Origin of the sequence: Chryseobacterium sp., assembly GCF_008014695.1 — a bacterium.
In the GTDB taxonomy this organism is placed as follows: Bacteria; Bacteroidota; Bacteroidia; order Flavobacteriales; family Weeksellaceae; genus Kaistella.
The window spans coordinates 140,792-157,183 of record NZ_VOXE01000004.1; the positions used below are offsets into that span (position 1 = coordinate 140,792).

The following is a 16,392-nucleotide window of genomic DNA, read 5'->3' on the forward strand; positions in this document are numbered from 1 at the left end:
TTAAATATCAAAAGTTTCCAACGAAAAAACAAGCAAAAACTATTTCTTCAGAATATAAAAGATTATAAATCCTGAATATTAGAATTAAATTCTATATTTGAAATGAATATAAAGCACATTCCAAATAATTTTCTGATGACCCTCGATGAAAAAGACAAGAAACTGCTCACTTTACTGCAGCAGGATTCCAAAAGAACCACGAAAGCACTCGCAGCTGACCTGAACCTCTCGGTGACCGCCGTTTTTGAGCGCATTAAAAAACTCGAAAAGCATAAAATCATTGAAAAATATGTAGCCCTTGTTGACCGGAAACTTGTTGAGAGGGATTTCCTGGTACTATGCCATGTGAAACTCATGCGCCACAGCAAAGAATCCATTACCCAGTTTGAAAAGGAGATCACCCAGTTCCCGGAAGTTCTGGAGTGTTTTCATGTGAGCGGCGATTACGATTATATCCTCAAGATCAGTGTAAAGGACATTCAGGATTACCGCGAGTTCATGGTATCGAAACTCACCAACCTGCAGCATATCGCGAGCACGCAAAGTTCCTTTATGATAAAAGAAGTAAAGAGCACCACCGCTGTGAACCTTAATCGCTGATTTGAATTGACCTCAACTGAGTAATCCGATGCCAGTTTCTATTTTATAAAATATTAAATTTGCATTTCTCAATCCTGAACAGCAATGAATATTTACCTTGGTCTTACCGTTTTAATCTGCCTGTCTGCAGGTTTCGCTTATGTTAACAGGAGATTTCTGAAACTGCCCTTCGTCATTGGTCTCTTTTTATTATCCACACTCCTTTCTCTGGTAGTGATCAGTTCAAAACTCTGGCTGCATCTTCCTACCGATGAAATTAAAGCGTATATTGAACTGGCCGACATCGACAATATTGTCCTCAATTATTTATTAGGCTTTCTGCTTTTTGCCGGTGCACTGCATACAAACTGGAACAATCTAAAAGAGCAGATCAAACCTATAGCCACATTTGCACTCGGCGGAGTGCTGCTTTCCACCGTTATAATTGCTTCGCTTTTTTACGGACTTATTGGAATCTTCCATCTGGAAATCGATTTCACCTACTGCCTGATCTTCGGCGCCCTTATTTCGCCCACAGATCCTATCGCTGTTCTCGGAATCCTTACGAAGGCGAAGGTTCCCAAAAAACTGGAATACACGATTGTCGGCGAAAGCCTCTTTAACGACGGTGTTGGCGTAGTAGTATTCATAGCATTGCTGGATACACTGAACACGGGATCTTTCAGTTTTTCACACTTTGGAATTCTTTTTATACAGGAGGCTGTTGGCGGAATCCTGATGGGTCTTGTACTGGGATATTGTCTCCACCTGCTGTTAAAATCTATTGACCATTATGAAACAGAAATACTGCTGACGCTGGCCTTTGTAATGGCAGGCTATACGTTCTGCAACTACATCCATATCTCAGGGGCCTTATCAATGGTGGTCATGGGACTGATGGCCGGAAATTTCAGACAGAAAATTGCCATGAGTGATACCACGCAGGAATATGTACATAAATTTTGGGAACTGCTCGATGTAGTGCTCAACGCCATCCTGTTTATCCTCATCGCATTTGTACTGATCGTAATCGATTTCAATGCCACTTACATTATGGTGGGGCTTATTTCTGTTGTCATCGTTCTGCTTTCAAGAATGTTAATTGTTTTCCTTCCACACAGGGCATTTCCAAAACTTCTGAAACTTACGGACAGGGAAGCCGGAATCATCAGCTGGGGCGGTTTGCGTGGCGGCCTGTCGTTGGCGCTGGTGCTGTCGCTGCCGTACAGCGAAACCAAAAACATCCTTTTAATCGCGACTTATTTCTGTGTACTCTTCAGCATTATCGTGCAGGGACTGACGATTGAAAAGCTTGCAAAAAGACTGACCAAAACACATTAAAATAAACCGGAGACTCTCAGCGCTAAATCCTTCTTTTTATTGCCCCTGAGACTCCAGCTATTCCATCGGACTCATTATAGCCGTCAAAACCAACATTGAAAATTCTTTTTTCTGTGAGCCTATTTTTTTCTAACTTCGTAGCATTCAGATCCTAAGTGGGGTTACAATTCATGCAGCATCAGAAATCAAATGTGAAAACTGGACCGCAGCAGTTCTTTTGCGCACGTAAAGGAATAATATTATCCGCAAGAAATTCAGATAATTAATTTTAAATTATTTAATGAATGGAAAAGACCAACAATAAACTGCAGATTGAGAGAATCCTGTTTTTCAGTGACGCCGTTATGGCGATTGCAATGACTTTACTCATTATTGAAATCAAAGCCCCGCATCTCCATGACCACTCTTCCGCGGAAATGAAAAGAAGCCTCAATGAGTTAATCCCTAAATTCATATCTTTCCTCGTTAGTTTTTTTGTCATTGCCCTTTACTGGAAAGCCCACCATTATGTATTCGGATTTGTCACCAAATATACAGACCGGTTAATCTGGATCAACATCCTGTTTCTGCTTTCCATCGTCATCATGCCGTTCTCCTCCGCTTTTTACAGCGAAAATTTCAGCCTCCCGGTTCCCTACTCCATCTATTGCTTAAATATTGCAGTTACCGGAATGCTGAACTGCTGGCTCATATGTTATGTTTCTTCCGGAAAGCATGGACTTTCCACCCTTTCGGGCGACCGTAACTGGCGCCGTTACCATACTTTAAGAAGTCTGGTCGCTCCGGTTATATTTCTTTTGTCCATAGCGCTTTCATTCTATTCCGTGCTTTTATCCAGACTCTGTTTTGTGTTTATTTTTCCGGTAATCTACCTCTTAAACTACTACTTCAAAAAGAAGGAAGAAACAATAACCGATTAAAATTACAGAAGTCACGTGGACAAGATGTAAACAATTCCAAAATCTTCGCCATGAAAATATACATTTTACTCGGCCATCCCGATCATGAGAGTTTCAACGGAAAAATTGCAGAGACCTACCAAAGAACTGCAGTTGAGAACGGACACGAAGTAAGAGCCCAGCAACTGGGGGAGATGAACTTCGACCCTGTATTGTGGAAAGGCTATAAAACCGTTCAGGAGCTGGAAGATGATTTAAAGACTGCTCAGGAAAACATATTATGGTGCGATAAATGGGTAATTATCTATCCTGTTTGGTGGGGCTCAATGCCTGCTTTGCTGAAAGGCTTTTTCGACAGAACCCTGTATTCGGGATTTGCCTACCGGTACCATACTGAAGATCCCTTGTGGGATAAACTGCTGAAAGGCCGTTCGGCAGATCTTATCACTACCTGCGACGCGCCGGGATGGTGGATTTGGTGGCAGTACCGCAGCAGCGACTTAAATTCCATTAAGCGGGCAACATTGGAATTCTGTGGAATTAGCCCTGTAAGGGTGAAGCGGATCACCCGCCTTAAGTATAAAGACGACATTCAGAGGAATAAAATTTTAAAAGGAATAGAAAAATTTGTTCCGCCAAAGAAAATTAATCAATGAAACCGAATTAAATTGCCGTCAGATAAAAAAAAATAAAAGCCATTAAATGGAACCGATTATCACACCACGTCTCCGTATACGTTCCCTTGAATTACCTGATCTCCCTGAATTTTTTGCCTACCGGTCGGACCCCGAAGTCACCAAATATCAGGGTTTTGATGTCATGACCGAAGAACAGGCAGAGGGTTTTATAAAAGTAAACGCTACCAAAACTTTTGGGAAGCCCGGCGAATGGGTGCAGTACGGCATCGAAGACCGTAAAACAACAAAACTCATCGGAGACTGTGCCCTGAAACTGGACCTGAATGATCCGGATACTGCAGAGATCGGTATTACGCTATCGCCGCTGCATCAGAAAAAAGGCTACGCCAAGGAAGTCATGCTAGCCCTTCTGGCATTTCTCTTCGATAAAAAAGGCATCCGCCGCGTCACAGAAACTGTAGATGCTGAAAACACTGCCTCTATCAATTTGCTGAAAAGCACAGGATTCAGGCTTGAAGGCCATTTTATTGAAAACGTATTCTTCAAAGGCAAATGGGGAAGCGAATTTCAGTACGCCATGCTCAACCGCGAATGGGATGCCCGAAAACACTAACCCACTTCTGCCCAACTTTATTTCAGTTAACCGGTTTGGTGAAACGGGATTATATTTGGATATTTGGCGTTTTGTGCTGAACAAAATCCATTCAAACCCAATCATGACGTTATGAGACTGAAAGCCAAAGTTACGTTTAAACAATATTTACGGCTGCTCTACAGCCTGGCCTACGAAAAGCCGGTTTTGAGGTTGCTGGTAGCTTTCGCTTTTTTGCTGCTGATATGGATCATACTGTCGTGGCTTGATCTCTTTAACCTTCCTGAACCGCTCATTTACCAGTACATCACGCTCATTTTAATTTTGGTTGTGCAGCCTTTTATGATTTTCTACACGATTTACAGAAATTACCAGTCGAGCAATCACCTGCGTGAAACACTGGACATGCGGCTGACCGATACGCGGATCAAGATCCGTGGCGAGTCATTTTATATGGAGATCCTGTGGCCAAGAATCTTTAAAATTGTTGAAAGAAAACGCTGGTTCCTGATTTACCAGAACAATCTGTCGGCGATTATTATTCCCAAAAGAGGCCTGGATGAAAGTGAGATCAATGAAGTCCGAGAAATCCTGAAGGGAGTGGAAGGGGTTCCGTTACAATTAAACTCCTGACGATCTGCTTTTATTACAAATGATCTTTGCACATTGTCGGTTTTTGCCTCAATTATTGAAGATGCCCGAAACTTCCGGTTCTTTCTGTCCCCTATCGCGGACAGGGCAAAACAGTTTTGGTTTAAGGTTTCCGGCATAAGGGACGGGGCAAACCACATTTGGTTTTAACTTTCCCGCATTGGGGACAGTGCAAAACTGTTTTGGTTTTAGTTTCCGCAATGCGGGACGAGGCAAACCACTTTTCGGGTGCCGGAACGGGTTGTTCTCAAGTACCTCTTTTGAATGTTGATATTGAAAAGTTCACCTTCGGCTGCCTTCCCCAAAACTTTGCAGATCAGCCAAAATCCCTTAACTTTGTAGAAGCTTTGTCGCAGAGATACAATTCTGAAGACAACTCAATCCTTAAATCAAAAAATACACAATATGTCAAAAGCAATTTCGCAGGTTCCTTTCGCTGTAAACGAGCCGGTAAGAACGTATGAACCGGGTTCCGCAGAGGTGAAATCCCTCATCGCCACCTACAAACAGATGTGGAAAGAAAAAGTGGAAATCCCGATGAACATCGGCGGGAAAGAAGTGAAAACCGGAGAAAAAGTGACGCTTACATCGCCTCAAGATCACCAGCATGACCTTGGTTTTTACCATAAAGGAACCATGCAGCATGTAGATGATGCGATTAAAGCCGCCATGGAGGCCAAAGAGAAATGGAACACCCTGGGATGGGAACACCGCGCTGCGATTTTCCTCAAAGCAGCAGACCTCATCGCCGGTCCGTACCGCGACAGGCTGAATGCCGCTACGATGATCGGACAGTCCAAGAATGTTCATCAGGCAGAGATCGATGCCGCCTGCGAATTTATCGACTTTCTCCGTTTCAATGTAGAATTTATGACCGAAATGTACGCGGAACAGCCGATTTCCGATCAGGGAATCTGGAACCGTGCAGAATACCGGCCGCTCGAAGGGTTCTGTTTTGCAGTGACGCCTTTCAACTTCACGGCGATTGCCGGAAATCTTCCGACGTGTATGGCCATGATGGGAAATGTGGTCGTATGGAAACCTTCCAACAACCAGATCTATTCCGCAAAAGTGATCATGGACGCTTTAACTGAAGCGGGCCTTCCGGGTGGAGTCATCAACATGATCTTTACGGACGGTAAAAGCACTGCTGAGAAAGTCCTTGCTCATCCTGATTTTGCAGCCCTTCATTTCACGGGTTCCACGAAAGTGTTTCAGGGAATGTGGAAGCTGATGGGAGACAATATCCACAATTACAAAACCTACCCGAGAATCGTTGGTGAAACCGGCGGAAAAGACTTTATCATGGTGCATCCTTCTGCAAATGTAGAAGCAGTGGCCACCGGAATGGTGCGCGGTGCCTTTGAATATCAGGGACAGAAATGTTCTGCCGCTTCACGGGCATATATTCCGAGATCGCTTTGGAATGATGTAAAAAAAGTAATGGAAACGCAGCTGGCTTCTGTGAAAATGGGAAGTCCGGAGGATCCGTCCAACTTCGTGAACGCTGTGATCGATAAAAATTCATTCGACAAATGCAAAGGATATATTGAAAGAGCTCAGGCATCCAAAGATGCTGAAGTCATCTTCGGTGGAAAATGCGACGATAAAAAAGGTTGGTTCGTAGAGCCTACGGTGATCGAAACAACCAATCCTAAGTATGAATCGGTATGTGAAGAAATCTTCGGACCTATCCTTTCCGTTTACGTGTACGAAGATCAGGACTGGAAAGCAACGCTGAAACTTGTGGATGAAACTTCACCATATTCCCTTACCGGATCCATCTTCGCGCAGGACCGTTATGCAATTGATGAAGCCTACAAAGCACTCGAAAATGCAGCAGGAAACTTCTACATCAATGACAAACCGACAGGAGCAGTCGTTGGTCAGCAGCCTTTCGGCGGGGCCAGAGCTTCCGGAACCAATGACAAAGCCGGTTCAAAAATGAACCTTCTGAGATGGGTTTCCGTTCGTTCCGTCAAAGAAACATTTGTTTCTCCAAAAGATTACCGTTATCCTTATTTGGGATAACTATTTTGACCTCATAACCAACAAAAAAATCCGCGGAATATATTCCGCGGATTTTTTTGTTCGTAAATCAAATAAGAAAGTTAAAAACCGGCTTACAATTGAAAAGACCAGTTTTACTTTGCTAAAGTATTTTTACTTTCTGTCTTCAATCACGGCCTGTGCAGCAGCAAGACGCGCGACCGGGATACGGAACGGTGAGCAGCTGACATAATCCATTCCGAGGCGGTGACAGAATTTTACAGATTCGGCGTCACCTCCGTGTTCGCCACAGATTCCCACTTCCAGTTTAGGCTTTTGGGAACGCCCTCTTTCAATGCCGATTTTCATTAATTCTCCAACACCGGTTTGGTCCAGCGTCGCGAACGGATCGTTTGGCAACAGTTTCAGCTCAATATATTTCGGCAAAAACCCACCGATATCGTCTCTGGAAAATCCGAAGCACATCTGGGTAAGATCATTGGTTCCAAAACTGAAAAAATCAGCACTCTTCGCCATGGAAGCACCCTTCAGGGCAGCCCTCGGAGTTTCGATCATGGTTCCGTACAGGTATGGGATTTTATCAATTTTAAGTTTTTTGCAGGTTTCGCGGTAAACGCGGTCTACAATATCTTTTTGGTGTCGAAGTTCCTGGACATCAACTGTTACCGGAACCATGATTTCCGGTTTTGTTTTTTTTCCGGCTTTTATCAGTTCTCCCGCGGCTTCCAGAATCGCTCTTACCTGCATTTCGGTAATTTCAGGATAAGAAATTCCGAGCCTTACACCGCGGTGTCCCAACATCGGGTTGTTTTCGTGAAGGGCAAGAACTCTCCGGTTCAGGATGCCCAGGCTTACGCCCAGTTCTTTAGCCAATACCTGAAGTTTTGCTCTGTCGTGCGGCACAAATTCGTGCAACGGAGGATCGAGAAGACGGATGGTTACGGAATTTCCCTGCATTACTTCCAAAGTGTCCCTAATGTCTTTTTTCACGAAAACTGAAAGTTCGTCAAGCGCAGTTTTCCTGTCCTCATTATTTCCTGCCATAATCATCTTTCGGAGCAGGAACAGCGGAAACTCAGAGCCTTCGCCATAAAACATATGCTCTGTTCTGAAAAGGCCAATGCCTTCCGCGCCGAAATACAAAGCCTGTTCAGCATCCTCAGGCGTATCGGCATTGGTACGCACTCCCATGGTTCTGGTTTTGTCAACAAGCTTCATGAAAGTTCTGTACGATTTATTCTGATGAAGATCCGTAGCTTTTAAAGGCACAGCACCTTCATACACGAATCCTGTTGTTCCGTTCAGAGATATCCAGTCGCCTTCATGGACTGTTTTTCCCGAAGCAGTGATGAGCATTTTCTCTTTCGCTACAATATCTATTTCGCTGCAGCCCACGATGCAGCATTTTCCCCAGCCTCTTGCGACAAGTGCAGCATGGGAAGTCATGCCGCCTTTTGAGGAAAGGATGGCTTCTGCTTTATGCATTCCGTCAACGTCCTCCGGAGAGGTTTCTTCGCGCACCAGAATTACTTTTTCGCCTCTCGAAGCCCATTCTGCAGCATCTTCCGAAGAGAATACTGCTCTGCCCACTGCTCCGCCGGGACCTGCAGGAAGGCCTTTTGCGATTACTTTCGAAATTTTTTCTGCATCCGGATCAATCATGGGAAGTAAAAGTTCCAGAAGTTGATTGGGTGCGACGCGCATCACGGCAGTATCGGCATCAATAAGGTTTTCTCTGTACATATCGGCGGCGATTTTTACGGCAGCAACACCATTGCGTTTTCCTACACGGCACTGGAGCATATAAAGTTTGCCTTTCTCGATCGTGAATTCAATGTCCTGCATATCGCGGTAGTGTATTTCAAGTTTTTTCTGCATGGAATCCAGTTCTTTAAATTGCTGAGGCATGAATTTCTGTAAGGTCATTAAATCCCGCGAGTGATCATTTTTTGAGAAATCATTTACCGGAGCCGGAGTTCTGGTGCCTGCAACTACATCTTCCCCCTGTGCATTTACCAGATATTCGCCGTAGAAATGATGGTCGCCATTGCCCGGATTTCTGGTGAAACCCACACCGGTACAGCTGTCGTTGCCCATATTTCCGAAAACCATTGCCTGCACATTCACCGCCGTTCCCCAGTCGTCAGGAATTTTCTCTATTTTTCTATATTCCAGCGCACGTTTCCCGTTCCAGGATCCGAATACAGCGCCAATTGCTCCTATCAGCTGATCCCAGGGCTTCTCGGGAAACTCAACTTTCAGAAATTTTTTGGTCATTGATTTAAATTCTTTCACCAATTTTTTAAGGTCAGCAGCAGAAAGTTCTGTATCGAGTTTCACGTCCCGTTCTTTTTTCAGGCTCTGGAGTTTTTCCTCCATCAGTTTACGGATGCCTACCCCTTTTACAGGTTCAAGTCCGCCTGCTTTTTCAATCACTACATCAGCATACATCATCACGAGTCTGCGGTAAGCATCGTACGCAAATCTTTCGTCGCCAGTAGTCTGGATCAAACCTTTCACCGTTTCATCATTTAAACCGATATTCAAAACTGTATCCATCATTCCCGGCATTGATTTTCTTGCGCCTGAACGGACAGAAATCAGCAACGGATCCTTCACGTCACCAAATTTTTTGCCCATGAGTTTTTCGATTTCCGAAAGTGCGTTTGCAATCTGTTTTTCGAGATCTTCAGGATAAGTTCTTCCGTGGGCGTAAAAGTAAGTACACACTTCGGTAGTGAGGGTAAATCCCGGCGGTACAGGAAGCTTTAAGTCTTTGTGTCCTGCCATTTCTGCCAGGTTGGCGCCTTTGCCTCCAAGAAGGTTCTTCATGGATTCATTGCCGTCTGCTTTTCCGCCGCCGAAGGAATAAACATACTTCTGGGATTTGGATTTTGTCGCCATGATATTGAATTTTAATTATTTCATTAACGGTATATAAATTTACGCAAATCCGGAGCGAAAAACAGAAATTCAACAGTGAAAAATATCATATCGGGTGTATTTACAGTATTGAAAGCCAGTAAATTATCAATATCATAATTAAAATCCGACGCTAAAAACACTTTACACAGAAGGTCGGGACAGAATAGCACAATATTTGATAAAACTAAGCACACGTTAAAAACCCAATCATGAAAAAAATCCTTATTCCATTGCTTATCGCCGGACTTTTTGCAGGCAGCTGCGCCAGAAAAAAAGAAAAACGCGACGAATACAAAGCGGAGAACAGCAAAGACGAAAAAAGAAATGCAGGCGTAGATTCTGCGGCACTCAGCGATCCGGACCGGGACACGGTTCAGGCAGTTTCGCCACACTAGTTTTCAGCCTGAAAAATCAAATGCACCCGAAAGGTGCATTTTTTATGATTTAAAATCAGATTTTAGAATTCAAAAAGAACGGATCCCCAAGTAAATCCGCTGCCGAAAGCGGAAATGAGGACAAGGTCTCCGCGTTTTACTTTTCCTTCAGCAATTGCCTCGCTTAAAGCGATCGGAATAGAAGCAGCGGTCGTATTGCCGTATTTCTGGATGTTGTTGAACACTTTTTCGTCCGGCAGTCCGAATCTTTGCTGCACGAACTGCGCAATCCTGAGGTTGGCCTGATGCGGAATAAACATGTCGAGATCTTCGACGGTTTTTCCGGCGGCTTTCAGGGCTTCTTCCATGGTTTCCGGGAAACGTGTTACGGCATGCTTAAACACGAAATTGCCGTTCATGTGCGGATAGACCTCGGCATCGGTTACATTTTCAGGTTCCAGACGCATGCGGTCGCTCCAGCCGTATTTCGAGCCGGGAAATTTCGTGCACAGTTCATCCGCGTATTTCCCCTCGGAATGCATGTTCATGGCCAGGATATCACCTTTTCCCTCTCCTTCTGCAGCAGAAAGCACCACTGCGCCGGCTCCGTCGCCAAAAATAACGGAAACGCCCCGTCCCGCATCGCTGAAATCAAGTCCGAAAGAATGAACTTCGGCACCGACCACGAGAATGTTTTTATATGCATTCGATTTAATAAAAGCATTCGCAACACTCATCGCATATACGAATCCCGAACACTGGTTACGCACATCGAGCGCACCAATCGTGTCGCAACCGAGCATTTCCTGAAGCAGGACGCCGCATCCCGGAAAATAATAATCCGGAGAAAGCGTAGCGAAAATAATATAATCGATGTCTTTTGCAGTGAGTCCGGCCATTTCCAAGGCCTTTTCAGAAGCTTTAAAACCGAGAAAAGCCGTGGTTTCTTCGGAATCGTTACGGTTTTTCCGGTGATGGCGCTCCTTGATGCCGGTTCTTTCGGTAATCCATTCGTCGTTCGTAGACATGCGTTTTGCCAAATCGTCATTGGTCACGGTATGTTCCGGAACATAATGCCCGATTCCCGCTATTCTGCTTCTGATCATGAAAGTTTAAATTTCTGCAAATATACAACGTTCGTTATGATTCAAAACAAAGTTATATATTTGGTTTAAGGCTAATTGATAGCCTTAAGTCCGGTAAACCTTAATAACTTAAATATGCAAAATATCAGTTTAAGACATTCTTTTATATTGATTTTGGCGGTTTTAATGCTGCTCCTTATTATTTATACCATCAAATTAATTCTCAGAAAAGATTACAGGACTCTAAAAAAGTGTCTGTATATTTATATCACCGTGATGATCCCTCCTGTTGGTTATCTGTTGGTGAAATTAGATAAGTAAAGCATCCCGCTTTAATCCGGCAGTTTAATTTTATTCAGAAGGTTATTCAAAACCGACCTTAACATCATTTCAAATGGAAATAATTGTTAAATTTGTTGGATGCCAATCGAAATTATTTACCGGAACAGCCACTGTGAGTGGATCGACGTGGAAGCACCAACTCAGGAAGACCTGGATTTCCTGCACGAAAGATACGAGATCAACATGCTGCTTCTGGAGGATACAATCGACCCGAACCACCTGCCGAAATACGAGCAGGACAATTCGGTAAAATTTTTCCTGATGCGGGAAAACACGGAACTGGAGCGGGCCAGTCTCAATACCATCAGCGACATTTCGACAAAACTGGGCATTTTCCTGATGAAGGACATCATCATCACGATACACCGCATGAAAAACCGGAGCGTGTATGAATTCAAGAAAGAAGTACTCCTCGCCGAAAACGCTGCCATCAGATCCGAAAAGATTGCCCTGAATCTGGCCCTTAAAGTCATGAAATCCTTTGATGACGAATCGGACAGCCTCATTGAAACCATGGACAATATCGAGAATGAGATTTTCCTGAAAAACACAAATTCAACCAGCCAGATCCGCCGCCTGTACAAACTGAAAAGAAAAGCGGGCCTCAACACAAGAATTCTGAATATTTCCTCGGACTGGGTCGATAAGTTCAAAACCCTCGGCATTGAAGATGCGGCTTTTGAAGATTTAAAAGACAAATACAAAGATGTGGCGACGGATTTCGATCATCTGAACCTCCAGATTGCCAACCTCATCCAAATGTACCTGGCCCTTACCGACCAGAAAGCGAATCAGGTCATGAAGGTTCTGGCGATTTACTCGATGTATTTCTTCCCGGTAACCTTTATTGCAGGAATCTACGGCATGAATTTCCAGTTTATGCCTGAACTGCAACACAAATACGGCTATTTTATTACGTTGGGTTTAATGGGATTTATTTCGCTGCTCACGTTTATCTATGTGAGGAAGAAAAGATGGTAAGGGCGAACATTTCAAAATATGAATAGCAGTGTGAAATTTTTATTTGCTGTCAATCTAGATCAATATCCAGTACTATCCTTAAATATAACCAAAAAAAAAAATGAGCAACATCCCCTTCCAAACCATCGACTGGACTTCCATCGAGAAAACTGAACACAACGGTGAAAAAGGAACAGCGTTCTGGCAGACCATTCAGTTTGGCGGGCTCAGAATCCGGCTGGTAGAATATTCCGCAGACTATCTCGCAGACCATTGGTGCCAAAAAGGGCATATTGTACATTGCCTTGAGGGTGAATTTATCAGCGAACTCAAAACCGGCGAAAAAATCAAACTCGCAAAAGGGGAAATTTATGTGGTGTCCGACGACATGAGTTCTCACCGTTCGGTTTCTGCAGAAGGGGTTAAACTCCTCATTATTGACGGGGATTTTCTGAAAAACACCAACAGTATTTAAGTCTGCAAAATATCTAAAAGCAGCAGACAAATCAGGTTTACTCTTTACAACCAAGACGCCATGAAAGATTACTTTAAAGAAATTTTTGAATACAACCTCCACGCCAACCGGCAGCTTATTGCACTGATGCTGCAGCATTGGCCTGACATTTCAGAACGTTCACAACAGCTCATCAGCCATCTGCTGAACGCCCACCAGATCTGGAATGGGCGGATACTTAACGCACCAACGTTCGAAGTGTGGCAGCTGAATGACCAAAATATTCTAAGCGATCTGAACACGCAGAATTATGAAAACACGCTTAAAATCATAGAAGAATTTCCCTTGGAAGAAAACGTGGACTATTCCAATTCCAAAGGAGAGAAATTTTCCAATAAAATTAGGGATCTGCTCTTTCATGTGGTGAACCATTCCACGTATCACCGGGCACAGATCGCGGCCGATTTACGCCAAAACGGAATCGAACCCATTAACACGGACTATATTTTCTACAAAAGAAATCACCTCTAAAAACCGAAAGCGTTTTCATATAATATGAAAACGCTTTCTCTTTAAATAAACTATAAAAAACTAAACCTTTTACTTAATTTATTCCTTCATCTGAATCCTTTTGACTTGGTTCTTTTTATCTGGCTCTTACTAATGCATTGCCTCACTGACGTCGATCGGTTCCCTGCTCTTCCGTTCCTTTACAAACAGTACAAAAGGAATACAAATCAGAAACAGAATCCCGAGGTACAGGAAAACATCCATGTACGAAAGAACAGAAGCCTGTTTCAGCACGCTCAGATCCAGGATCTTGTATGCAGACTGAAGGGCGACATCAGGAGAGAATCCTTTAGCCATAAAGCTGGCCTTTAAACCCATCAGTCTTTGCTGCACATCGAAACTGTTGGCATCGAGATGCTGAGCGATATTCGCTTTGTGGATGGAAGTCTGGTTCGCGATAAAAGTAGTAATCGCCGCAATACCGAACGAACCGCCGAGCTGGCGCATCATTCCGGTAAAAGCTGCACCCTGACCAATTTCCTGACCTTTCAGCGTGCTTAAAGAAAGCGATGTGATCGGGATAAAGAGCAGTCCGAGTCCGGCTCCACGCACCATCAGCATCCAGAAGAAATCCCTTTCGCCCGTATCCGGAGTCAATATTTTATAGCCCCAGAAACTGTAAACAAAGAAAATCAGCAGTCCCAATGATACCAGAATCTGTTGCTTCACCCCTTTTGTCAGGAGTTTTCCGATGATCGGCATCATAAAGGCCGTCGTCAGTGCTGCCGGAATCATCAATGCTCCAGACTGAAGCGCTGTCCACCCCAAAATACTCTGGGTGTAAAGCGGCACGATAAACGTAGATCCGTACAGACCGAAACCGAGGATGAACGACATTGCGGTTCCGATCCTGAGGTTTCCGTTTTTCAGCACCCTTAATTCCACAATCGGATATTTACACGTGAGTTCCCGCCAGAGAAAAAGAATGAATCCAATAACTGCAGTGACGGTTAAGAATACGATTTCTCTGCTGTCGAACCAGTCTTCTTCATGTCCTTTTTCAAGAATGTACTGAAGCGAACCTACGGTTATGGCCAATAAAACAATACCGTACCAGTCGACATCTTTGGCTTTTCTTTTTTCTGAAAATTTCGGGCTGCGTACAAACTGAAGCGTCATCAGTACTGCCGCGATTCCGATCGGAATATTGATGTAAAAAATATACGGCCAGCTGTAATGATCCACAATATAGCCACCCAATGGCGGGCCTAAAGTGGGACCGATGATGACTCCGAGTCCATAAATCGCCTGGGCCATACTTCTTTTTTCAATCGGGTACGATTCGGTGATGATCGTTTGCGAGGTCACAAGCAGTGCGCCGCCGCCAATTCCCTGCATCAGGCGGAAAAGCACGAGTTCCCAGATGTTGTCGGCGTTCCCGCAAAGGAAGGAGAAAACGGTAAAAATAATAATGGATGCCGCGAAATAATTCCGCCGTCCAAACTGTTGAGAAAGCCAGCTCGTCATGGGTACTACAATCACATTCCCAATCGCGTAGGCAGTGATTACCCAACCCACTTCTGAAAGCGTGGCGCCGAGATTTCCTTTCATTTCATTCAGCGCCACATTCACAATCGTGGAATCCACGATCTCGAGAAGGGCGCAAAGTATTGCGGTAACCGTAATAATGGCGCGCCTTGCGCCGTATTCAACCAATGAATCCTGTTCCATTTTTCTGTTGTTTGATGTTTAGTTTTGGACACTGAATACTTTCCGGAAGCGGTAAACTCCCGTTATTTGGCGTCCGCCATCAAACATTATTTTAAACTTACCGTAGTCTTTACATTCATTCCTGCACGCAGTTTTTTGGCAATAGCAGGATCGAGTTTTACGAAGTCGATCTTAACGGGAAGCCGCTGAACGACTTTCACGAAATTTCCGCTCGCATTATCCGGAGGAAGTATAGAAAACGAAGAACCGGTTGCAGGCGAAAAAGAGCTCACGACCCCTTCGAACTCATGATCCGGAAAAGCATCAATTTCTATTTCTACTTTCTGACCTTCTACCATTTTCGAAAGCTGCGTTTCCTTAAAGTTGGCAATAATCCATTTATTATTGTCTCTCACGAGGCTGAACAACTGGGAACCGGCCTGCAAAAACTGACCCTTCTGGATCGGGACTTTTGAAACAAAGCCGTCTTCCGGAGCTACAATCACAGTATAGGAAAGATTGAGCTTTGCATTTTCCACTTCTACCTCCCTTTGTCGGGCTACGGAGCTGGCAACGCCAATCTGCTCCGAACTTGCTGCCGTCTGCGAATTCACGATTCCTGTTTGCTGTGCTGCCTGATTTCTCTGCACTACCAACACCTGCAGCTGGCGGTCGGCTGACTGTTTTGCCGCCAAAGCCGTTTCGTACTGCTGCTGCGTAATGGTATGGTCCTTCACGAGGTTCGCATATCTTTTCAAATCCTGCGAAGTTTTCCAGACGTTCACTTTTGCGGCCTCGATCTGTGCGTTGGCAGTCGCAATTGCCGCGTTGGTAGAATTGATATTTTTGGAAGCGGCATTTGTACTGGCTTTTGCGGTGGAAATATTGCTGCGCGCTGTTCCAAGTGCTGCCTGCGCGGCTTCTAAAGCCATTTTCTGATCGCGGCTGTCTAAAACAACCAGCGTGTCGCCTTTTTTCACAAACTGGTTGTCCTTTACCTTCACTTCGGCCACGTAACCTGAAACTTTTGAAATCACAGGGCTCATATTGGAGGCAATCTGCGCATCATCGGTCACTTCATGGGTCTGTGAAAAGGAGTACGTCCGGTATCCGAAAAATCCGCCCACAATTAAAACCACCCCCAAAATGATGGGGAATATTAAACTTTTTTTCTTTTTTGCTTCCGGGAAAAGTTCCGGCTGATCTGAGGTATTGCTATTTTCCATTGTTTAAGTTCTTGGCAGTACAGAAATAGATTCTGTATTGATAATTTGATTAGTTTATTATTTGATCTTAAAAGCGAAGGATTCCTTTGCTTCTTT

15 protein-coding genes are annotated in these 16,392 nt (G+C 44.2%); 11 read left to right on the plus strand and 4 right to left on the minus strand.

Translation table 11 applies throughout. From position 1 onward, the window contains the following. Nucleotides 1–135: 135 nt before the first annotated feature. The 7 genes from FUA25_RS11655 to pruA all read left to right on the plus strand — a co-directional run bounded on the left by FUA25_RS11655 (nt 136) and on the right by pruA (nt 6,731). A complete protein-coding gene (locus tag FUA25_RS11655; protein ID WP_147757378.1) occupies nt 136–600 on the plus strand; it encodes an Lrp/AsnC family transcriptional regulator in 465 nt (154 codons plus the stop codon). A gap of 84 nt (nt 601–684) precedes the next feature. Beyond that, nucleotides 685–1,920, plus strand: a complete 1,236-nt coding sequence (locus FUA25_RS11660; RefSeq protein ID WP_147757099.1) for a cation:proton antiporter — start codon at nt 685–687, stop codon at nt 1,918–1,920. Between the two features lie 284 nt (nt 1,921–2,204). Beyond that, entirely contained in the window at nt 2,205–2,840 is a 636-nt protein-coding gene (locus FUA25_RS11665; RefSeq protein WP_147757100.1) for a TMEM175 family protein, read from the plus strand. 50 nt (nt 2,841–2,890) lie between these two features. Next, a complete protein-coding gene (locus tag FUA25_RS11670; protein ID WP_147757101.1) occupies nt 2,891–3,475 on the plus strand; it encodes an NAD(P)H-dependent oxidoreductase in 585 nt (194 codons plus the stop codon). A 46-nt stretch (nt 3,476–3,521) separates the two neighbouring features. Beyond that, nucleotides 3,522–4,070: a GNAT family N-acetyltransferase gene (locus tag FUA25_RS11675; protein ID WP_147757102.1), complete on the plus strand. Its 549-nt coding sequence runs from the start codon at nt 3,522–3,524 to the stop codon at nt 4,068–4,070. Nucleotides 4,071–4,181: 111 nt separating this feature from the next. Beyond that, nucleotides 4,182–4,682, plus strand: coding sequence for a YcxB family protein (locus FUA25_RS11680; protein WP_147757103.1), 501 nt, complete (start codon nt 4,182–4,184; stop codon nt 4,680–4,682). A 423-nt stretch (nt 4,683–5,105) separates the two neighbouring features. Next, on the plus strand, nt 5,106–6,731 hold the full coding sequence (gene pruA / locus FUA25_RS11685) for an L-glutamate gamma-semialdehyde dehydrogenase (RefSeq protein WP_147757104.1): 1,626 nt from the start codon (nt 5,106–5,108) through the stop codon (nt 6,729–6,731). A 132-nt stretch (nt 6,732–6,863) separates the two neighbouring features. On the opposite strand, the gene ppdK is transcribed toward pruA, so the two are convergent. After that, nucleotides 6,864–9,614 (minus strand): pyruvate, phosphate dikinase, encoded by a 2,751-nt coding sequence (gene ppdK / locus FUA25_RS11690; protein ID WP_147757105.1) that lies wholly within the window; start codon nt 9,612–9,614, stop codon nt 6,864–6,866. A 230-nt stretch (nt 9,615–9,844) separates the two neighbouring features. On the opposite strand from ppdK, the gene FUA25_RS11695 reads away from it, so the two are divergent. After that, complete coding sequence (locus FUA25_RS11695) at nt 9,845–10,030, plus strand: hypothetical protein (protein ID WP_147757106.1); 186 nt, start codon at nt 9,845–9,847, stop codon at nt 10,028–10,030. A gap of 62 nt (nt 10,031–10,092) precedes the next feature. On the opposite strand, the gene FUA25_RS11700 is transcribed toward FUA25_RS11695, so the two are convergent. After that, nucleotides 10,093–11,115 (minus strand): 3-oxoacyl-ACP synthase III family protein, encoded by a 1,023-nt coding sequence (locus FUA25_RS11700; RefSeq protein WP_147757107.1) that lies wholly within the window; start codon nt 11,113–11,115, stop codon nt 10,093–10,095. Nucleotides 11,116–11,514: 399 nt separating this feature from the next. Between FUA25_RS11700 and FUA25_RS11705 the strand changes: the two genes are divergently transcribed. The 3 genes from FUA25_RS11705 (at nt 11,515) to FUA25_RS11715 (ending at nt 13,381) form a co-directional block, all read left to right on the plus strand. After that, on the plus strand, nt 11,515–12,417 hold the full coding sequence (locus FUA25_RS11705) for a CorA family divalent cation transporter (protein ID WP_147757108.1): 903 nt from the start codon (nt 11,515–11,517) through the stop codon (nt 12,415–12,417). A gap of 100 nt (nt 12,418–12,517) precedes the next feature. Then, nucleotides 12,518–12,871, plus strand: coding sequence for a DHCW motif cupin fold protein (locus FUA25_RS11710; RefSeq protein WP_147757109.1), 354 nt, complete (start codon nt 12,518–12,520; stop codon nt 12,869–12,871). Nucleotides 12,872–12,931: 60 nt separating this feature from the next. Beyond that, entirely contained in the window at nt 12,932–13,381 is a 450-nt protein-coding gene (locus FUA25_RS11715) for a DinB family protein (protein ID WP_147757110.1), read from the plus strand. 129 nt (nt 13,382–13,510) lie between these two features. On the opposite strand, the gene FUA25_RS11720 is transcribed toward FUA25_RS11715, so the two are convergent. Both FUA25_RS11720 and FUA25_RS11725 read right to left on the minus strand, forming a co-directional pair. Beyond that, nucleotides 13,511–15,091, minus strand: coding sequence for a DHA2 family efflux MFS transporter permease subunit (locus tag FUA25_RS11720; protein WP_147757111.1), 1,581 nt, complete (start codon nt 15,089–15,091; stop codon nt 13,511–13,513). Nucleotides 15,092–15,177: 86 nt separating this feature from the next. Continuing rightward, on the minus strand, nt 15,178–16,296 hold the full coding sequence (locus FUA25_RS11725; protein WP_147757112.1) for an HlyD family secretion protein: 1,119 nt from the start codon (nt 16,294–16,296) through the stop codon (nt 15,178–15,180). Nucleotides 16,297–16,392: the final 96 nt, after the last annotated feature.